Origin of the sequence: Hoeflea prorocentri (assembly GCF_027944115.1) — a bacterium.
Lineage (GTDB): Bacteria > Pseudomonadota > Alphaproteobacteria > Rhizobiales > Rhizobiaceae > Hoeflea_A > Hoeflea_A prorocentri.
The window spans coordinates 1,948,419-1,967,574 of sequence record NZ_JAPJZI010000001.1; the positions used below are offsets into that span (position 1 = coordinate 1,948,419).

Below are 19,156 nucleotides of genomic sequence, written 5' to 3' on the forward strand. Positions count from 1 at the left end.
GGCTTTATCCCCGCCCTCGATTATCGGATTGGTAATGCGTGAGGGGCGGTATGGCGTCCGGCAGGTCATCAGCGATCAGCCCTTCCCCTGCCCTTTTCCCGGCCTCGCCATGGAGAAAGGCCGCTGCAGCGGCAGCCTCAAACGGCGGCATCTGCTGTACAAGAAGCGCTCCGACGATACCCGCCAGGCAATCACCGGATCCAGCCGTCGCCAACCAGGGCGGCGCATTGTTGTTGATGACGACCCGACCGTCCGGTCCAGCGATCACTGTGTCTGCTCCCTTGTAAAGGATGACGGCATTGGCTCTTTCCGCAGCTTTTCTTGCGCGATCGACCTTGGACAGTTCCGCATCGGCATGAAGATCAGGAAACAGACGGGCAAATTCGCCGTCATGCGGCGTCAACACCGTGTTTAAAGGGTTTTCCCGGCACAGCGCAAAAAGCATCTCGGGACCATCGCTGAAGGCGGAAATTCCGTCCGCGTCCAGCACGCAAGAGCGGCCGGCCTTCACGATGCTCAATGCGAATTGTCTCAGCTTTTCGCCTATGCCGAAACCCGGCCCGAGAACAAAGCCTCCCAAGCGCTGGTCGACGAGCAATTCGTCAAGATCAGATTGATCCTCCACCTTGCGTAGCATGACGGCGGTCAGATGGGAGGCGTTCGCCGCGACCGCGGAGGAAGGAGAAAGCACGGTGACGAGACCCGCTCCGGACCTCAACGCCGAATGGGCGGCCAGCCGGGCCGCACCCGTGTGCGAGAACGATCCGCTGAACACACACAGATGACCCCTTGTGTACTTGTGGCCGGCTGCTCCTGTCACCGGCAGGTCCGCGCCCCAGAGCGCCGGATCATTGCGCCACATGGCCTCATTATGTTCATCAATGACCCGTCGGGGAATTCCGATATCGACAAGATGTGTTTCACCGGAGCACCCGGCGCCAGGCAATAGCAGGTGCCCCGGTTTCAGGGCTGCAAAGGTAACCGTGTGCTCAGCCTGCAGTGCGGTGCCCTGGACCTGTCCCGTCCTGCCTGAAATTCCGGATGGCAGGTCGGCGGCAACAACCGGCAAAGCGGACGCTGTGATTGCCGCTATCGTTTCTTCAATCAGACCCTCAATCGGACGATCAAGACCGGCTCCAAAAAGGGCATCGACCACAACATAGCCGGGCATGCAATCCAATTCCTCCAGCGGATACACCGGCCCGCTCCAATCCGCGCGCGCGCGGCCAGCATCACCCTTCAACCGTTCCGGCTCGATACTGGAATAGAGCAGCACGGGCATACCGGCTTCGGCGAGATATCGGGCGGCAACATAGCCATCACCGCCATTATTGCCCGGTCCGCACAGCACGATGGCACCCACTGCCTCGGAATAGTACTCAAGTACACATGCGGAGATCGCCGAGCCGGCAATCAGCATCAGGCGGTAACCCTCTATGCCCGAACCGATGGCCGCTGCGTCAATGCGCCCCATTGTTTGCGGTGTCACGATTGGCAGCGGTGCATGGTAAGTGTGAGGCGGCATTGGCAGGCGTTTTCCTTACGAGTCGTCGCTGGCAAGACCATAACAATCAGCTTGAATTGGGGAATAGTCCAGCACCATCATTTCTGATTATTTTTTGTGCATTTGCACATTAATTAGACAAAGCGTGGCGGCTATTTTTTAGGCAGATCATACGCAGCCGCATCAACCTGCTAACACAAAGAGCCCATTTCCGCCCATTCGTCACTGGCATTCGATGAAATTGGTCACAACGGGACGCCTTTCTAGGAAAAAATGCCGCAGGGATTTCAAACTGGCACGGCACATGCATTTGCGTGTGTGGGTGGATATAACTCCGCAACGCCGGAATTACTTTCGCTTACGTGGATTCAGCAGCGAGACATTCTGTAATGAAAAAGATCGAAGCAATCATAAAACCATTCAAATTGGACGAGGTGAAGGAAGCCCTGCAAGAAGTCGGCCTGCAAGGTATTACCGTTACCGAGGCCAAGGGTTTCGGACGGCAAAAGGGCCATACGGAACTCTATCGCGGCGCCGAATATGTCGTCGACTTCCTGCCGAAGGTCAAAGTAGAAGTCGTACTGGCTGACGACACCGTCGAAGCGGCAATCGAAGCGATCCGCAATGCGGCGCAGACCGGCCGTATCGGAGACGGAAAGATCTTTGTATCGAGCGTCGAAGAAGTTATCCGCATCAGGACCGGTGAAACCGGCGTCGATGCAATCTGATCCGCACCGATACGTCGGTGCAAGACTACAATCACTCTGGAGACTAGGAAGAATAAATGACCAGTGCCTCTGATATCCTCAAGCAGATCAAAGACAACGACATCAAGTTTGTCGACCTGCGTTTCACCGATCCACGCGGCAAGATGCAGCACGTTACGATGGATTCCAGTGTCGTTGACGAAGACATGTTTGCCGATGGCGTCATGTTTGACGGTTCGTCGATTGCCGGTTGGAAGGCCATCAATGAATCCGACATGGTTCTGATGCCCGATACCGCATCGGTTCATACCGACCCGTTCTTCGCACAGTCCACCATGGCAATCATGTGCGACATCCTCGACCCGATCTCCGGCGAGCCCTATAACCGCGACCCGCGCGGGACAGCCAAAAAAGCTGAAGCCTACCTTCAGGCATCCGGCGTCGGCGATACGGTTTATGTCGGCCCGGAAGCCGAGTTCTTCGTCTTCGACGATGTTCGGTTCTCAACCGACCCTTACAATACGGGCTTTGCCCTCGACAGCTCCGAACTGCCGTCCAATACCGATGCGGAATATGAGGTCGGAAACCTCGGCCACCGTCCGCGGACAAAGGGCGGATATTTCCCCGTACCGCCGGTCGACAGCGCCCAGGACATGCGCTCTGAAATGCTGACCGTGATGGCCGAGATGGGCGTTACCGTTGAAAAGCACCACCATGAGGTGGCTGCCGCTCAGCATGAGCTCGGCATCATGTTCGACACGATGACCCGCAATGCCGACAAGCTGCAGATCTACAAGTATGTCGTCCACCAGGTGGCGCACGCTTACGGCAAAACGGCAACCTTCATGCCGAAGCCGGTCTATGGCGACAACGGAACCGGAATGCACGTTCACCAGTCGATCTGGAAAGGCGGCAAGCCGACATTTGCAGGCGATGAATATGCCGGCCTTTCGGAAACCTGCCTCTATTACATCGGTGGCATCATCAAGCACGCCAAAGCGCTCAACGCCTTCACCAACCCGTCCACCAACTCCTACAAGCGTCTGGTGCCGGGTTACGAGGCGCCGGTTCTTCTGGCCTATTCGGCCCGCAACCGTTCGGCGTCCTGCCGCATACCTTTCGGCTCATCGCCGAAGTCGAAGCGTGTTGAAGTTCGCTTCCCCGACCCGACGGCCAACCCGTATCTGGCCTTTGCAGCCATGCTGATGGCCGGCATGGACGGCATCAAGAACAAGCTGCATCCGGGCGATGCGATGGACAAGGACCTTTACGACCTGCCGCCGCAGGAACTGAAGGAAATTCCGACCGTTTCCGCTTCCCTGCGTGAAGCCGTCGAAAACCTCGACGCTGATCGCGAGTTCCTGACAGCCGGTGGCGTCTTCTCGGACGACCAGATCGACGCCTATGTGGAACTGAAGATGGAAGAAGTCATCCGTTTCGAACACACACCGCACCCGGTTGAGTTCGACATGTACTACTCCGTCTAACGCACATAAAAGCGAAATTTGAAACCGGGCGTTCGCGCCCGGTTTTTTTATCCTCCGACCTTGAACATCCAGTTCAGGGTGTCGCGCCAGTCAACCATCCTTATCGGGGTGCCGTGGCTGCCGCTTTGAAACAGAACAAATCGGATCGGATACGCCTGCTGCGTTGCATAGAGCACCCGCTCATACAGCGCGTGCTGGCCGCGCCAGTCATAGACACTGTCACCGCTTCCGTGGGCAAATAGAACCGGCACCCTGGCGTGATAGGCGGCGCTACGCAAGAATGACTCATCACCCGTCCCGCCTAGAATAACGATGCCGGACAATCGCGACGATATTCCCGGGTCATTGCTGCCCTGCCAGCACAAAAGGCTGCCCATTGAGCCGCAGGCCAGGACAATCGGGGCGCGCGGAGCAGTGCGCCTGATATAGGTGACAAGCGTCTTGAGGTGCTCGAGGCCTACCCTGTCAAAGCTGGGAATAGTCGGGGAATAATAGACCCCGCCATTCCTGACGGCGAGGTTCTTCAGGCGATTGAAGTTTCCGCCAAATGTCCAGTCCTTGACGCCAAGCCTGCGGTCGCCGCCACGTCCATGGATAAAGATGACCGCGAACTTGGCCTTCTTGGCCGCACCCACCTCATAGGTTTCAACCGCCGCCTCGGGTGAACGAATTGTCAAGGTACGCTGTTGCCGCTTTGGCCGCAGGGATACGTAGTCTCTGCGGGCACGCAGTTCAGGAACCTGATCGCGCTTGTTTATGTCGCGCGCGCTGCGGTAGTCGATTTTCACGAAGGCTCCGCCATCCCGGCTTTCCAGCACCTTGGGATAGGCAAACAGGCGGTCCTTATACGGGCGCACCTGTATTGATTCGCCATTGGCCGCCGTCGCGGAAACGACAATGGACATCAAAACGGCGAGGAAGATACGGAAATTCATCGGCTGCATGCCAGTTTACCGCCCGCAGGCAGGGGAATTTATGTCGTTTGATCAACCAACAGTGAATTGATCCAACAATAGATGACAGTTCAGCATTATTCTACTAAGCTTGCCACCGCCTGTTGGTGTTTGTGAACACCAAATGTCGACTGCGGGAGAGAGCGGGATTTGCAGAAATTGCCGCCGCCGAAGGGGAAAATGCCCATAATCTCTCAGGCAAAAGGACCGTAGACGATAGGCACTCTGGAAAGTCGGGACAGCCGTCCCGCGCCGAAGGTGTAAGCGTCGCCGACAGAGTTCCGGTTGCGCGAGTCTCTCAGGCTCCAGACAGAGGGGCGCTCGCTCCGCACGAGAGTGCGGACATGCGCAACTATGTTTGGAACCAGAATGGCAAAACAGCTACCGCTCAAAAATCTTCATACCGAGGCAGGCGCCCGTTTCGGGCTGTTTGCGGGCTATGACATGCCGATCACCTACCCGCTTGGCGTTATGAAGGAGCATCTTCATACCCGAGAAGCGGCGGGACTGTTCGACATTTCGCATATGGCGCATCTCGAGGTGCGGGGACCACAGGCCGCCGACCTTGTTGCCCGTGCCTGCCCCTATGCATCCGCGGCACAGGGATGCAGAACAGGTCGATACACCTTCATGCTTAACGAAAATGCCGGGATGATCGACGACTTGATTGTCAGTCGGCTGGAGAGCGACCGTTACCTGGTCGTGGCCAATGGTGCCTGCGCCGAAAAGGATCTCGCGCATCTTGAATTGCTCGCAGAAGACTTCGATGCTCAGGTTACGCAGATTCCGCGCGTCTTTCTGGCGCTGCAAGGGCCGAAGGCAGCCGCGACACTCGGGAAGATATTTCCTGAGGTCGTGAAGCTCCTGTTCATGCAGGTTAAGGAGCTTGATGACGGAACCTTTATCTCCCGCTCAGGCTATACCGGGGAAGATGGGTTTGAAATTGCCTTGTCGCTTGAGGCAGCGGAGCCGTTCGCCAGACAATTGGCGGATATGCCGGACGTCGAATGGATTGGCCTTGGCGCGCGCGACAGCCTGCGGATCGAAGCCGGCCTTCCCCTTTACGGTCAGGACATGGACGAGGAAACCGATCCGGTTACCGCCGGCTTGATCTGGGCTGTACCAAAGGACTTGAGAAATGGCGGCACCTATCTCGGCGCCGATGCCCTCCGCGAGGTGGTTTCGAACGGAGCCAGTCAAAAGCGTATTGGTCTCAAACCGGATGGCCGTGCACCGGTGCGCGCGGGATCGCACCTATACGCCGGTGAGGAGACGGAAGCCGCGGCAGTCGGCATCGTAACCTCCGGCGGGTTCGGACCATCCTGCGGGCATCCGGTAGCCATTGCCCGAATTCATTCTGACCATGGAACAGTTGGAGACCGCGTTTTCGCCGAGGTTCGCGGAAAACGGCTCGCCTGCTCTGTCGAGAAAATGCCCTTTGTGGCGCACAATTACTATCGAGGAGAACAATAATGGGAACAACCTTCTACACCGAAGATCATGAGTGGATCCGCGTCGATGGCGATCAGGCTGTTGTCGGCATAACCAACTACGCGCAGGAACAACTTGGCGACATTGTTTTCGTTGAGTTGCCCGAAGCGGGACGCAAGGTTGCGAAGGCCGAGACGGTTATTGTGGTCGAATCGGTCAAGGCGGCCTCCGACGTCTATTCCCCGGTCGGCGGTGAGGTACTGGCTGTCAACGACAAGCTCGAGGCAGAACCCGGGCTGATTAACGAGGCCGCTGAATCAGACGGCTGGCTCATGAAGCTACGGCTCGACGACAAGGCAGAACTCGAGGGCCTGATGGACAAGGCCGCCTATGACGCCACAACCGGCTAGACCGATCAACAGTTGCTGGAGAAAACGATGACAGCGCACAGCCACAAGAAGGCAAGGGAATCCACGGATCAGGTCCTGCCTTTTGCAGCCCGGCACAACGGACCGACACCTGCAGATGTCAGAACCATGTTGACGACAATCGGCGTGCCGTCGGTTGAAACGCTGATCAATCAGACGGTTCCTGAACAGATCCGCCTGTCCGGCGAACTGGACCTTCCGTCACCTTCAGATGAACATGACGCTCTCGAAGAACTCAGAAGCATCATTGAACAGAATGTGGAAGCACGCTCCTTTATCGGACAAGGCTATTATGGGTGCCGTGTTCCTGCTGTCATTCAACGCAACATGTTTGAAAATCCCGCCTGGTATACGGCCTATACGCCTTATCAGCCGGAGATCAGCCAAGGCCGTCTGGAGATGCTGTTCAATTTCCAGACGCTTGTCAGCGAATTGACGGGGTTGCCCGTTGCCAATGCCTCGCTGCTTGACGAGGCAACAGCCGTTGCGGAGGCCGCGGGCATCGCCTATCGCCATCATCGTATGAAGCGGCATACCGTCAAAATTGCGTCGCCCCTCCATTCGCAGTCGGCTGCAGTCCTTGCAACCCGAATGGAGCCGTTAGGCATCAAGATCGCCGAGGGAGAACCTGACGAGGACACTGCTGCTGTTGTTTTCTCATGGCCTGATACGTTCGGATGTTTCGAAGACCCGAGAGAACATGTGGATGCGGCAAAGAAAGCCGGCGCGCTGGTGATTGTTGTGACGGATCCGCTTGCCCTCACCTTGCTTGAACCGCCCGGTCACTGGGGTGCGGATATAGTTGTCGGCTCGGCTCAGCGCTTCGGTGTACCCATGGGATTCGGTGGCCCGCATGCCGCTTATATGGGCGTATCGCAACCGTTGACCCGCCTCATGCCCGGACGGCTCGTAGGCGAGTCGGTCGACGCGCGTGGCAATCCCGCCTACCGGCTGGCGCTTCAGACCCGGGAACAGCACATACGCCGAGACAAGGCCACATCCAATATATGCACCGCACAAGCTTTGCTGGCCAACATGTCGGCCGCCTATGCCATCTGGCACGGACCGGACGGGCTTCGCGCGATCGCACAACGTGCCGCCAGATACGCCAGCAGGTTTGCTGAAAGCCTGGTTGCAGCGGGCTTCGAACTCGTGTCCGACCGTTTCTTCGACACGCTTACCGTTCGAACCGAGGGCAAAGCGGAAGACATACACAAGCGTGCGCATGATGCCGGCTACCTTCTGCGGACAATCGACAGAGACAGGATCGGACTGTCGTTTGACGAGACCACGTCCGAGGCGGACTTCCAGGCTTTGTGCGAGGTTTTCGGAATTGAGGCTACTGACGCTGGCGATAGAGGACATCTGCCACCGCAAACACGTCATGAAGCATTCCTAACTCAACCCATATTCAACGCTATCCGTTCGGAAACGGAGATGATGCGGTATCTGCGGAAGCTGGCGGATATGGATCTGGCGCTCGATCGGGCCATGATCCCGCTTGGATCCTGCACAATGAAGCTGAATGCCGCGGCGGAACTTGCGCCGGTCAGCTGGCGCAAAATCGGCAATATCCACCCGCTGGCGCCCAAACCGCACAGCACCGGCTATCGCAAAATGATCGCCGACCTTGAAAGCTGGCTGTGCGAAATAACGGGTTTCGCGGCCGTCAGCTTGCAGCCCAATGCCGGCAGCCAAGGCGAATTCGCCGGTTTGGCCGCTATTCGTCACTATCATGCCTCTAAAGGGGATGAGCATCGCGATGTGTGCCTGATACCGTCTTCTGCACATGGCACAAACCCGGCAAGCGCGTCCATGTCGGGTATGCGCATCGTCATGGTCGCCTGCACCGAGGCCGGAGATGTAGACATCCATGATCTGAAGGCGAAAGCCAAGGAGCATGAAGATAAGCTGGCTGCACTGATGATCACCTATCCATCGACGCACGGTGTTTTCGAGACGCAAATCAAGGACATCTGCGAGGTTGTGCATGATCATGGAGGTCAGGTCTATTTCGACGGGGCGAACCTCAATGCGATGATCGGACTTGCAAAGCCCTTCGACATCGGGGCCGATGTCTGCCACATGAATCTGCACAAAACCTTCTGCATACCGCACGGCGGAGGTGGGCCGGGCATCGGACCGATCGGCGTTGCCGCACATCTGAAGCCGTTTCTTCCGGGTGATCCGCTTGATACGGACAGCAATGCCGTAGCGGCGGCGATGTTCGGCAGTGCATCAATCCTGCCGATTTCCTGGATGTATATCCGCATGATGGGCGCGGCGGGGTTAAAGAGCGCATCGCAGATAGCTGTGCTTTCCGCCAACTATCTGGCCGCTCGTCTTGAGGGGCGTTTTGACATTCTTTACCGCGGCCACAAGGATCGGGTCGCGCATGAATGCATTGTCGACACGCGCCCTTTCAAGGAAAGCGCCGGCGTCAGTGTCGAGGATATTGCGAAGCGGTTGATCGACTACGGTTTCCATGCGCCGACCATGTCATGGCCGGTTGCCGGAACCCTGATGATCGAACCGACGGAATCCGAACCGCTGGCCGAGCTCGACCGGTTTTGTGACGCAATGCTTTCGATCCGCGAAGAAATCGCCCACATCGAAACCGGCGAATGGACCCGGGAAGACAATCCCCTGGTCAACGCGCCGCATACGGCCGTTGAAGCTGTTTCCTGGGAGCACGGATATGATGCGATGACAGCCGTCGCACCAACCGGGCCGGCCCAACTGTCATCGAAATACTGGCCTCCGGTCGCCCGCGTGGACAATGTATTCGGAGATAGGAATCTTGTCTGTACGTGCCCGCCCATAGAACAGTTGGCGAGCTAGCATTCCAAGAACCGTGGATTAAACAATCAGGAACTGCCGGTGGTTGCGGGGCTTATCAGTTCAGCAACCACGGCGGCCGCTATGTCCGCCGGTGGTTTGTCCACGGTCATTTTCTCGCGCACGATGTCAAAGCCCTGCAGCATCTCGTGGCGCTCGGCCGATTCGTGAAGCAGTCTCTCAAGACGCCGGGCTATCAGGGGCGGCCTGATCATCTGGGCCATGTACTCGTTGATAAGTGGATAGTCGGCAATGAAATTCGGCAATGCGGCCGTCCAGGCCGTGATGCGATGAGCAATCAACATCGACAAGGGATCGACCCGATAGGCCGAAACACACGGAACGCCAACCAGCGCAAGCTCAAGCAAAACGGTTCCGGATGCCGCGAGTGCAACGTCTGCCTGGGCAAATGCCTCTACCTTCTCTTCCGCAGACGTCGTCACGCGGACCGGCACAGTCCATTCGGCCACGCCTGCCCTCACCTTGTCTTCAAGGCGTGGCAGGGTCGGTATCTGAAACCGCACGCCCGGCATCCGCTCGGCCAGCACATGCGCTGTTTCAGAAAAGTCGGGGAGAAGCCTCTTGAGCTCGCCGCTGCGCGAGCCGGGCATAATCAGGCATAGCGGCTCTTGGGACACGGGCTCTTCAGGGGACACCGTCAGCGCGCGCCGCGACCGCTGATGCGAGGCAGCAGCCAGCAAGGATGCATCGGTGGCAAGGCGATGACCGACATAGGTCAATGGTGGGCCACCAAGGCGTTCCACGACTTCGGCTTCAAAGGGGAAGATCGACAGAACGTGATCCACATAGGCTCTCATGCGAGGCGCACGTTCCGGCTTCCAAGCCCATACGGTGGGGCAAACATAGTTGATGATCGGCAAATCCGGCAACGTCGCCCGTGCACGCCGGGCAACCCGGTGTGTAAACTCGGGACTGTCGATGATGACAAGCACATCGGGTCGCGCGGCTATCACGGCCCTGGATGCCTTCCTTAGATGCGACAGAAGCTTTGGAAGCTGCGCCACGATCTGGCCGACGCCGACGATCGACAGGTCGTGGTAATCGAAAAGCGATTTCAGCCCCTGTGCCGCCATGGCTTCGCCGCCCACCCCGATCAACTCGACCGCGCCATAGTGTTCGTGCAGCGATGCTATCAGATCGGCGCCGAGCAAATCGCCGGACGGTTCACCGGCGATGATGGCAAGTTTGAGCGGACGGGACGACATGGGAGAATTGTCCTCAATCATTTTTTGCCGGCTGATCACGATTGACGCCGGTCACAAAGAGACCAAGGCGGTCAGCCTCACTGACAACGGCGGCGCGGTCCAGCACCAGCGCCCTGCCCGCATCCACGGCTATGCCCGAAAGTCCGGCTGCATGAGCATTGGTGACCGTGTCCGGTCCGATGGACGGAAGGTCGGCCCGCTCATCCTGCTGCGGCTTGCATAATTTCACCAGAACGCCTCGGCGTTTGGCGGAGATGCGGCCGCTTGACCTGAGCTCAGCGACCCTGGCCAGCATCGCGTCAGTGCCTTCTGCTCCCTCAAGAGCAACAATGCGCCCTCCCACGGCCACTGCACCCTGTCCGACGTCAAGGGCACCCAAAGCATTGGCGCCGGCGCAGCCTGCCTTAATATTGGTCCAATCCGACTTGTCGGGTGCGCGTTTGGTAATAGGGCCGTATTGCGCAAGAAGATCCGGTACGACTTCATGCGCACCCACGACCCGGCATCCGGCAGATTCGATGATCGATATGACAATGCGAAGAAGCTTGTCATCGCCTCCCGACGAAAGTGCGCTGATCACCCGGGGAAGAAAAGCAAGAAGATTGAACCAACCGCGAAGTTCAACGATCTCAGGACGGCGGTTCACGCCTCCTGAAAGCACAACCTTGTCGATCTTCCTTTCTTGAAGGAGCGCCTGAATACGGCCGGCATCGCCCAGCCCAACTTCGACATGGTCGAATTCAGCGGGTATGTCCGAAGCCTCACCTCTAAGTCCGATGATGAACGGGTCATCTCCATTCGCCTGCGAGGCCCGGGCAATGTCAATCGGCAATCTGCCCCGGCCGGCAATGATGGCCAACCGCGCTTTTTGAGCAGACTTTTGGCCGACCGTCTCCATCTGGTTCTAGGACCTCTTTTCCTTGGCAGCCGATGCCAGCCCGCGATGACTGTCTGCATCGATAAACGCAAACAGATCTTTCAGCGCCGGAATGTCCTCATAGTCATGTCGGATCGCATTCAGATTTTCCCGGACCGTCCCCGCACCGTGAAATATGAGTTTGAAGACCCGCCTGACCGTATGAACCTCGGTCTTGTCCATGCCCGAGCGCGACATCCCAATGACATTGAGACCGCCAAGAATTCCCGGATTGCCGTTGAGCATGCCGAACGGAATAACATCCAGTGAGCAAGCCGCCAGCCCGCCGACGAATGCGTGGTGCCCGACGCGGCAGAACTGGTGAACCGCGGCGCCACCGCCCATGATCACGCGGTCACCGACCTCAACATGGCCGCCAAGCATGACGTTGTTTGACAGGATAACATTGCTGCCGACCTGACAATCATGGGCGACATGGGAATAAGCAAGGAAGAGCGACTGATTGCCAACCGAGGTTATCCCGCCGGCATCCGGCATGCCGGTGTGCATCGTGACGCCTTCGCGTATGACACAATCGGAGCCAACCCTGAGCTCTGTTTCCTCACCACGGTAGTTGATGTTCTGAGGTTCGGCGCCGAGTGCCGCTCCGTGAAAAACCGCGGTGCGTGCGCCGATACTTGTCTTTCCGGTTACAACGACGTGGCTGATCAGGCGAACACCCTCACCCAGCACCACCTTCTTGCCGACATAACAGAAAGGACCGATCTGAACCCCCTCGCCAATTTGAGCTCCGTCCTCCACAACGGAAGACGGATGAATAACGGCGGATTCTGAGATCATCTGGTTGAACCTTCCGTGTCGCCTTCGACCAGCATCGCGCCGACATCGGCTTCTGCGACCTTGGTGCTGTCAACCATCGCCTCACAATGAAACTTCCAGATATTGCCGCGCTGTTTGAGTTTCTTGACATGATATTCAACCCGGTCGCCTGGCACCACGGGCTTGCGGAACCGCGCATTGTCGATTGTCATGAAATAGACGATATTTGCCTTGGACACCTGCGTGCGGGCACAGATGGCGCCAGCTGTCTGGGCCATTCCTTCAATCAGCAACACACCGGGCATGACAGGGTTTTCAGGAAAATGGCCTGAAAAATGCGGCTCATTTGCGGTGACGTTCTTAATCCCAATTGCTGATTCATCCGCATCTATTTCAATGATCTTATCGACAAGCAGAAACGGATAGCGATGCGGAAGCAGTTTCAGGATCTCATAGAGATCGACACTGTCCAGAACACTTTTATCACTTTCACTCATCCGCCGGATCCCCTTTCAATGCCGTCGGGCGCCACGGGCGCCTTCCGGTTCAATCTGTCTGCCGCAATGGTTGTTTCAATGTTTGCCGGGCTGCATAGTCACTGTCGGCGTTAACACTAGCGTTTACTGTTGCGCCTGCCTGAATGCTCGCATGATCTGCGATTGATACATCACTGGCGATGCCAACATGGCTTGCAATCCTGCAGGCGCGGCCAATGCGTACGTTAAAGCCGATGCTGACAAGGCTTTCGATTACCGTTGTGTCCCCAATGACCGTGTCTTGCAATGCCCCGCGGTCTATCGTTGAGTTGGCGCCTATTTCAACCTTATCCTGAATTATCACACGTCCGATTTGCGGGATCCGGACGGATTTATCCGGCGTACCGATGTACTGATCAGAACCTTCACCGATACGTACGCCGGCGTGTAATCCGACATCATCACCAATCAAAGCGTTGTGCACCGTGGCATGCGCAGAGAGCGTGCATCGTCTTCCAATCTGGCACCCTGGTCCAACAACAGCGCCCGGGCCAATGGTGGTGTTGGCTCCAATATGCGCGCCCTTAGCTATCACAGCACCCTCAGCCACCGAGACCCGACCACCTTCCAGGATGGCTTCGGTATCAACGTAAGCATGTTTAGAAACAATCGTCTGTTTCTGTGCTGCCGCACTCTCTGAAGCTTCCGGATAAAGCAGCTCCAACGCGTCGGCAAATGCTTGGAGCGGGGCTGCAGAGATCAATACCGCACAGTGGGTGGGCACTTTGGGCGCCACGGCCTGCGGACATATAATTGCCGCTGCTTGCAGCTTTACAAGCTGGTCTGTGGAGTCACCCGGCAGAAACACGCATAAATCCTGCTCACCAGCTCTGGACAAGGAAGCCACGCCAGCTATCAACCGCCTGCCCTTGACTGGATGATAGAGGCTCGCACCGATATCCTCGGCCAGTGCGGTGACATCTATTCCGAGGTGATGCGGGGGGAAGCGGGCGTCATCCATCATACACGCGTTCAGGGCCCGCCACCAAGAGACAGGCCCCTCCATCGGCTCGCCCCGCAGCACGAGGTCGAGCGGACTTTCTACAATCAGAACTTTCCGGCTGTACCGAAGCGGAATGTCTGCGTTTTATCAAACGATTCCTTGGCGATCGGGAAACCGAAGTCTATCCGGAAAGGACCGAATGGCGATGACCAGATAACACTACCGCCTACGGATGCGCGCCACTGCATGTCAAGACCGTTGACGGTTGCACCGCCAAGGTTCAAGTCAGTGCCGTAAAGCGTAGCAGCATCAGCAAAGACAGCTCCACGCAGTCCGAAGTCTCTTGGAAGAACCGGAACCGGGAAGCCAACTTCCGCAGTGGCGTTGAAATAGGTCGTGCCACCCAACGCATCACCATTTGTATCGCGCGGCCCGATACCCTGGCTTTCGAAGCCACGGATCGTCTCACCGCCAATGAACAGTTGGTCGAACACGCGCAAATCACCCGATGTGGAGGCAACATAACCACCTCCGGCACTCAGCATACCGATGATGTCTCCGTACTCCGAGATCGGGTGATAATAGCTGCCGCGAGCGGTAAATTTAACAAACTTTGCGTCGCCGCCAAGGCCGGCAAATTCCCCGGTCATACGGGCGAAGATACCCTCCCTAGGCAGCCGCTTGTCATCAATCGTGTCGAAGATCAGCGAGTTCGAGATCGACGACTTCACCCATGGACTGTTGTTGATGGCGTCCTGAATAGGTGCCGAGAACGTCGCCCCGGTTTCAGGATCATACTCCTCGCGGGAATAGTTATAGGCAACAACCGTTCTCAGTCGATCGGTGATCGGCGCGGCGACACGGAACGTTACACCGAGCGTTTCAATATCATAATCGTCCTGTGACGTATCCTCGGTCTTGGCCACATCAAAGCCCGCAGCCAGCCGATAGCCAAGGAAATATGGCTCGGTGAACGAGAAACGGTAAGTCCGCGTATCCACACCGCCGCCGACGGCAACCTTGATGAATTGACCCCTGCCAAGGAAGTTGCGCTCGGATATACCCAGTTCGGCAGTCGCACCCGACGTTCCAGTTGAGTAACCTGCACCGATGGAGAATTCACCCGTCGCCTGGTCTTTCACATCAACGATGATCACGACACGATCAGGTTCAGATCCCGGCTGTGTCGTAATGTTGACCGACTGGAAATATCCCAAACCCTCAAGCCGCCTTTTTGCACGGCGGATAAGAACCTGGTTAAAGGCATCGCCTTCACTGATATCGAACTCGCGACGAATAACGTAATCGGCTGTGCGCGTATTGCCACGGATTTCGATCCGCTCGATATAGGCCCGCTGGCCCTGGTCAATCAAATAGGTGACGGAGATCGTGCGATTGGCAAAATCACGATTGCCGCGCGGAGTGACCTGAGCAAAGGGGTAACCGTCCGCAGCAGCGGCTTCGGAGATGGAAATTATCGAATCTTCCACCTTCTCGGCGCTGTAGACGGCACCTTTCCTGCTCGCCAGATGACGGCGAACGGCCTCAGCGTCGATGCCGGCGACCGTGCTTTCCACTTCGATATCGCCGAACGAGTAGCGCTCGCCTTCATCAAGGGTGATCGTAATCACGTAGTCACCGCTGGCCGGATCAAGATCGGCAGACGAAGAAATTATGCGAAAATCAGCGAAGCCGCGATTGTAGTAGAACCGACGAAGCAATTCTTCGTCTGCACGCAGCTTGTCTGGGTCGTAGACGTCCTTGCGCGACAGGAACGACAGAATGCCTGATCTTTTCGTATTGATGACGTCTGCCAGGCGACCGTTGGAGTACGCCTTGTTTCCGACGAAGTTGATCGACGTGATCTTTGTGCGACCGCCTTCACTTATGTCAAATGCGACGTTTACGCGTCCACCGTTCAGATTAACGACCTGTGTCGTTACCGTGGCATCGCTGCGGCCGATCCTGTCATAGGCTTCGCGGATCGCGTCCGCATCGTACTCGATTGTTGTTTCACTGTAGGGTCCAAGCGGTCTGGATTGGACAATCGCCTCGAGCTGCTTGTCCTTGATCTTCTTGTTTCCGTTAAAAACAATCTGGTTAATGATCAGGTTTTCATCAACCGTAACAATGAGAACGCGACCTCTTTGATCTATTCTCACATCGGAAAACAAGCCGGTGGCAAACAGCTGCTTAATGGATTCATCGATATCCACATTGGTGAAATTCACGCCTGGCTTAATGGTCATATTGCCGCGAATGGTGTCTGCATCGACACGCTGATTGCCGCGAACGTCTATCGTATTAACGACAGCAGCCTGAGCAGTCACGGCAGAGGCCAAAAAGGCCGCACCGGCACCGCTCAAAACAACACACATGGAAAGAGCTAGCGCGGATAGCGCGCCCAGTAACTTTGAACCGGCCTTCATTGGCGTCTTTTACCCTTTTCCCAATGTCCCCAGAGCACGATCATGCGAATCCTGCTTAGCTGCCGTTTTACTATGTTTTGAGCGACACGCAAGCCATTGAGTTATTTTCTGTTTGTTAACTGTCAACAAGTGGCGAAATCGCAACGCTAGAGCGGGTTTTACTTATGACGATTTGTTAAAACCTTGAAGCAATTCGCGAGCCCGCAAGACCGGAACGGCCCAACCGGCCGGTCTATAGCAATCAACCGATCCATCTCGATATATCAATCCACGTCACAAACAGCATCAACATCAAAACCAGGCTCAATCCGATCTTGAACGCGATCTCCTGAGTTTGCTCACCAACCGGGCGGCCGCGAACAATCTCGGCAGCGTAAAAAACCAGGTGACCACCATCAAGGACCGGAATTGGCAGCAGATTAAGAAATCCAATCGAAACCGATAGCACGGCAGCCAATTGCAGAAGCGCGCCGGGCCCAAGTGTCGCCACCTGCCCGGACATTTGGGCGATACGGATGGGCCCCCCCAGCTGGTCCGGCTTTTCGCGCCCCACAATAATGTTTCCGACATACCCGACGGTGCGCGATACGATGTACCAACTTGAGTTGACACCCTCCAAAAGCGCTTGGGCAGGGTTCAAGTCAAGTGTCCTGAAGTTGCCCGTATCGGGATTGGTACTCACGCCGATAAGCCCGACTTCCAGCTTGTTGCCGAACTGGTCCTCGATCTCCGATCGGCGTGGCACGAGGGGTATCTCCAAACTGTCTCCACCGCGCTCTATGGTGACGACGATAGGCACCTCTGGCCGCGGCGAAACGTAGCGACGCACATCCTCAAACGTTGGGACCGGCGTTCCATCGATCGCAATGATGATATCACCCGGAAGCAACCCGGCCTCTTCCGCCGCGCTACCGGTCTGGATATCGGCGATCACCGGGTCAGCGACGGGCTTACCGTAAAGGCTGAACATGACGGCAAATATCAGGATCGCAAGAATGAAATTCGCAATTGGCCCGGCGGCAACAGTTGCAACGCGTTTCCAGACATTCGACCCCATGAACGTGCGGGCCCTGTCTTCTTCGCTCATGGCTTCAACGCCCTCGAAATCAGGTGCGCTTGCGGCGTTTTCATCGCCAAAAAACTTGACGTAACCCCCTAAGGGGATTGCGGAAATCTTCCATCGTGTGCCATGCCGATCATTGAAGCCGACAAGTTCGGGGCCAAAGCCGACGGAAAAGGTGACTATGCCGATGCCGCACCAGCGGCCGACCAGATAGTGACCCATCTCATGTACAAAAACGACCAGCGTCAGAACGATGAGAAAAGGAACGATATATCCGACAAGGAGGCTGTAAACCGATAACAGAAAGTCCATTGAGTTCAGTCGTCCCTCGTTTTCAAGGCCCAAGCAGTTGAAGTGCGATACCGTTGCCGCCGTCAGCCGACATTCTATGTCCTGGCAACGCGACCCCGACAAGATATGCAGAAAATGCGGCAAATATGATGCTGTCAACGCGATCCATCACACCACCATGACCGGGAATGATGGTGCCGGAATCCTTGACACCAAACTGCCGCTTGAAGCCTGACTCGAACAGGTCGCCGACTTGTCCTGATACAGAGATTAGAGTTGCAAGGACAATAATCCAGCCAACGCTTGAGCCGACCAGTACAACGGCGGCGATGGTGCCGGCAACAACACCGCCGAACAAGCCGATTGCAAATCCGGACCAGGTCTTGCCCGGCGAGATTACCGGCGCCAACTTTGGCCCGCCAAAGTGCCGGCCTCCGAAATAGGCACATATGTCGGTGGCCCACACGACAGCGAACAAGAAGATGAGAATAGCAAAACCGTATTGTCCTGAGTCACGCAGTTCGGCAAAAGCCACTCCGGCAAATCCCGCATAAACCACACCGATTGCGGGCCAGGCGTCCCGCCCTTCCAGCGCCCTGACAAGCATGCACAGGCCCGCACCGGCAGCTGAAACCGCCATGGCAAGCCCGCCCCACCTGGCGAAAATACATATGGCCACCAACAGAAGCGATACGGCCCCGATAGCCCAGACTGTCTTGCTTAGCTGCCTGGTCTGAACAATCCGGAACCACTCGTAGAACACGAGGCCCATTCCAACTACCGACAACAGCTTGAAGGCAAGACCGCCAATCCAAGTCAAGGCTAGAACCACCAGCCCAAGCGTAACGCCGGAAGCCGTTCGGACCAGAAGCTCACGAGACATCAAGAACCCAATGCCAGGTCACGTTCCGCGACACTGCCGAAACGTCGGTCGCGGCAGCTGTATTGCCGAATTGCCTCCTCGAAATCGGCACGCCCGAAATCCGGCCAAAGACAGGGAAGAAATACAAACTCCGCATAGGCTGCCTGCCAGATCAGGAAGTTGGAAATCCTCTGTTCACCACTCGTACGGATAATGAGATCGGGATCCGGGATTCCAGCCGTGTCCAGCGCATTGCTGATCGCGTCTTCATTGATTGACTGCGGATCGAGCTCTCCGCGCGCAACCTGATCGACCAGCCCCCTGGCGGCGCGCGCTATGTCATCTCGCCCGCCGTAGTTGAAAGCGATGATAAGCTCGAGCGCGCTGTTGTTGCGGGTCAGGTCCTCTGCTTCCGCCAGAAGCGAAAGAATATCCGCTTTCAACGCCCTGCGGTTGCCGATAACCCGGACACGCACACCTTCGCGGTGCAACTCCGCCAAATCGCGGCGCACAAAAAACTTGAGAAGCCCCATGAGGTCGTTCACCTCGTCTTCAGGGCGGCTCCAGTTTTCCGATGAAAATGCAAATAGCGTCAAATACCGGATGCCGAGTTCGCCGGCGGACCTGACAGCTTCACGGACAGCCTCAACGCCCATACGGTGGCCGGTTGTGCGCATCTGCCCGCGACGCTGCGCCCATCGTCCATTGCCGTCCATGATGATGGCCACGTGTTGAGGCGTATTCAACGATCGACCCCTGCTC

At 56.8% G+C, this 19,156-nt stretch carries 16 protein-coding genes and 2 riboswitches; of the genes, 5 read left to right on the plus strand and 11 right to left on the minus strand.

Annotated features, from left to right (window positions below):
• Positions 1 to 4: 4 nt before the first annotated feature.
• Complete coding sequence (locus OQ273_RS09125; protein WP_267990132.1) at positions 5 to 1,525, minus strand: NAD(P)H-hydrate dehydratase; 1,521 nt, start codon at positions 1,523 to 1,525, stop codon at positions 5 to 7.
• Positions 1,526 to 1,893: 368 nt separating this feature from the next.
• Here OQ273_RS09125 and OQ273_RS09130 point away from each other — a divergent pair, with 368 nt between their 5' ends.
• Together OQ273_RS09130 and glnA are read left to right on the plus strand one after the other, a co-directional pair.
• The gene (locus tag OQ273_RS09130) at positions 1,894 to 2,232 is read left to right on the plus strand and encodes a P-II family nitrogen regulator (RefSeq protein ID WP_267990133.1); all 339 of its coding nucleotides are present in this window, start codon (positions 1,894 to 1,896) and stop codon (positions 2,230 to 2,232) included.
• A 56-nt stretch (positions 2,233 to 2,288) separates the two neighbouring features.
• A complete protein-coding gene (gene glnA, locus OQ273_RS09135) occupies positions 2,289 to 3,698 on the plus strand; it encodes a type I glutamate--ammonia ligase (RefSeq protein ID WP_267990134.1) in 1,410 nt (469 codons plus the stop codon).
• 47 nt (positions 3,699 to 3,745) lie between these two features.
• Here glnA and OQ273_RS09140 read toward each other — a convergent pair whose 3' ends face one another.
• Positions 3,746 to 4,642, minus strand: a complete 897-nt coding sequence (locus OQ273_RS09140) for an alpha/beta hydrolase (protein WP_267990135.1) — start codon at positions 4,640 to 4,642, stop codon at positions 3,746 to 3,748.
• A 133-nt stretch (positions 4,643 to 4,775) separates the two neighbouring features.
• Positions 4,776 to 4,871, plus strand: a riboswitch (glycine riboswitch).
• Between the two features lies 1 nt (position 4,872).
• A riboswitch (glycine riboswitch) is annotated at positions 4,873 to 4,968 on the plus strand.
• A 37-nt stretch (positions 4,969 to 5,005) separates the two neighbouring features.
• Here OQ273_RS09140 and gcvT point away from each other — a divergent pair.
• The 3 genes from gcvT to gcvP are packed head-to-tail and all read left to right on the plus strand — an operon-like array spanning position 5,006 to position 9,351.
• Positions 5,006 to 6,124, plus strand: coding sequence for a glycine cleavage system aminomethyltransferase GcvT (gene gcvT / locus OQ273_RS09145; protein WP_425493367.1), 1,119 nt, complete (start codon positions 5,006 to 5,008; stop codon positions 6,122 to 6,124).
• Positions 6,124 to 6,492: a glycine cleavage system protein GcvH gene (gene gcvH / locus OQ273_RS09150; protein WP_267990137.1), complete on the plus strand. Its 369-nt coding sequence runs from the start codon at positions 6,124 to 6,126 to the stop codon at positions 6,490 to 6,492. Before gcvT ends, gcvH begins: the two co-directional genes overlap by 1 nt.
• Before the next feature lie 27 nt (positions 6,493 to 6,519).
• Positions 6,520 to 9,351 (plus strand): aminomethyl-transferring glycine dehydrogenase, encoded by a 2,832-nt coding sequence (gcvP, locus tag OQ273_RS09155; RefSeq protein WP_267990138.1) that lies wholly within the window; start codon positions 6,520 to 6,522, stop codon positions 9,349 to 9,351.
• A gap of 26 nt (positions 9,352 to 9,377) precedes the next feature.
• Here gcvP and lpxB read toward each other — a convergent pair whose 3' ends face one another.
• From lpxB to OQ273_RS09200, 9 genes are all read right to left on the minus strand, one after another.
• Complete coding sequence (gene lpxB, locus OQ273_RS09160; protein ID WP_267990139.1) at positions 9,378 to 10,574, minus strand: lipid-A-disaccharide synthase; 1,197 nt, start codon at positions 10,572 to 10,574, stop codon at positions 9,378 to 9,380.
• A 13-nt stretch (positions 10,575 to 10,587) separates the two neighbouring features.
• Positions 10,588 to 11,472, minus strand: coding sequence for an LpxI family protein (locus tag OQ273_RS09165; protein ID WP_267990140.1), 885 nt, complete (start codon positions 11,470 to 11,472; stop codon positions 10,588 to 10,590).
• Positions 11,473 to 11,478: 6 nt separating this feature from the next.
• Positions 11,479 to 12,291: an acyl-ACP--UDP-N-acetylglucosamine O-acyltransferase gene (lpxA, locus tag OQ273_RS09170; RefSeq protein WP_267990141.1), complete on the minus strand. Its 813-nt coding sequence runs from the start codon at positions 12,289 to 12,291 to the stop codon at positions 11,479 to 11,481.
• Positions 12,288 to 12,767 (minus strand): 3-hydroxyacyl-ACP dehydratase FabZ, encoded by a 480-nt coding sequence (gene fabZ, locus OQ273_RS09175; protein ID WP_267990142.1) that lies wholly within the window; start codon positions 12,765 to 12,767, stop codon positions 12,288 to 12,290. Before fabZ ends, lpxA begins: the two co-directional genes overlap by 4 nt.
• A gap of 49 nt (positions 12,768 to 12,816) precedes the next feature.
• Complete coding sequence (locus OQ273_RS09180; RefSeq protein ID WP_267990143.1) at positions 12,817 to 13,770, minus strand: UDP-3-O-(3-hydroxymyristoyl)glucosamine N-acyltransferase; 954 nt, start codon at positions 13,768 to 13,770, stop codon at positions 12,817 to 12,819.
• An 83-nt stretch (positions 13,771 to 13,853) separates the two neighbouring features.
• A complete protein-coding gene (gene bamA, locus OQ273_RS09185; protein WP_267990144.1) occupies positions 13,854 to 16,178 on the minus strand; it encodes an outer membrane protein assembly factor BamA in 2,325 nt (774 codons plus the stop codon).
• Between the two features lie 241 nt (positions 16,179 to 16,419).
• Positions 16,420 to 17,553 carry an RIP metalloprotease RseP gene (gene rseP / locus OQ273_RS09190; protein ID WP_267990145.1) on the minus strand — a complete coding sequence of 378 codons (1,134 nt, stop codon included), beginning with the start codon at positions 17,551 to 17,553 and terminating at the stop codon, positions 16,420 to 16,422.
• Positions 17,554 to 17,575: 22 nt separating this feature from the next.
• Positions 17,576 to 18,415, minus strand: coding sequence for a phosphatidate cytidylyltransferase (locus OQ273_RS09195; protein ID WP_267990146.1), 840 nt, complete (start codon positions 18,413 to 18,415; stop codon positions 17,576 to 17,578).
• Positions 18,415 to 19,110 (minus strand): isoprenyl transferase, encoded by a 696-nt coding sequence (locus OQ273_RS09200; RefSeq protein ID WP_425493412.1) that lies wholly within the window; start codon positions 19,108 to 19,110, stop codon positions 18,415 to 18,417. The genes OQ273_RS09195 and OQ273_RS09200 overlap by 1 nt, the downstream gene beginning before the upstream one ends.
• Positions 19,111 to 19,156 lie beyond the last annotated feature (46 nt).

Excerpts from the sequence above, each read along its gene's own strand:
- gcvH (WP_267990137.1), top strand. The coding sequence starts at position 6,124 with ATGGGAACAACCTTCTACACCGAAGATCATGAGTGGATCCGCGTCGAT.
- OQ273_RS09130 (WP_267990133.1), top strand. The coding sequence starts at position 1,894 with ATGAAAAAGATCGAAGCAATCATAAAACCATTCAAATTGGACGAGGTG.
- lpxB (WP_267990139.1), bottom strand. The coding sequence starts at position 10,574 with ATGTCGTCCCGTCCGCTCAAACTTGCCATCATCGCCGGTGAACCGTCC.
- gcvP (WP_267990138.1), top strand. The coding sequence starts at position 6,520 with ATGACAGCGCACAGCCACAAGAAGGCAAGGGAATCCACGGATCAGGTC.
- bamA (WP_267990144.1), bottom strand. The coding sequence starts at position 16,178 with ATGAAGGCCGGTTCAAAGTTACTGGGCGCGCTATCCGCGCTAGCTCTT.
- OQ273_RS09200 (WP_425493412.1), bottom strand. The coding sequence starts at position 19,110 with ATGGACGGCAATGGACGATGGGCGCAGCGTCGCGGGCAGATGCGCACA.
- OQ273_RS09165 (WP_267990140.1), bottom strand. The coding sequence starts at position 11,472 with ATGGAGACGGTCGGCCAAAAGTCTGCTCAAAAAGCGCGGTTGGCCATC.
- OQ273_RS09140 (WP_267990135.1), bottom strand. The coding sequence starts at position 4,642 with ATGCAGCCGATGAATTTCCGTATCTTCCTCGCCGTTTTGATGTCCATT.
- rseP (WP_267990145.1), bottom strand. The coding sequence starts at position 17,553 with ATGGACTTTCTGTTATCGGTTTACAGCCTCCTTGTCGGATATATCGTT.
- gcvT (WP_425493367.1), top strand. The coding sequence starts at position 5,006 with ATGTTTGGAACCAGAATGGCAAAACAGCTACCGCTCAAAAATCTTCAT.
- OQ273_RS09180 (WP_267990143.1), bottom strand. The coding sequence starts at position 13,770 with ATGATGGATGACGCCCGCTTCCCCCCGCATCACCTCGGAATAGATGTC.
- OQ273_RS09195 (WP_267990146.1), bottom strand. The coding sequence starts at position 18,415 with ATGTCTCGTGAGCTTCTGGTCCGAACGGCTTCCGGCGTTACGCTTGGG.
- lpxA (WP_267990141.1), bottom strand. The coding sequence starts at position 12,291 with ATGATCTCAGAATCCGCCGTTATTCATCCGTCTTCCGTTGTGGAGGAC.
- OQ273_RS09125 (WP_267990132.1), bottom strand. The coding sequence starts at position 1,525 with ATGCCGCCTCACACTTACCATGCACCGCTGCCAATCGTGACACCGCAA.
- glnA (WP_267990134.1), top strand. The coding sequence starts at position 2,289 with ATGACCAGTGCCTCTGATATCCTCAAGCAGATCAAAGACAACGACATC.
- fabZ (WP_267990142.1), bottom strand. The coding sequence starts at position 12,767 with ATGAGTGAAAGTGATAAAAGTGTTCTGGACAGTGTCGATCTCTATGAG.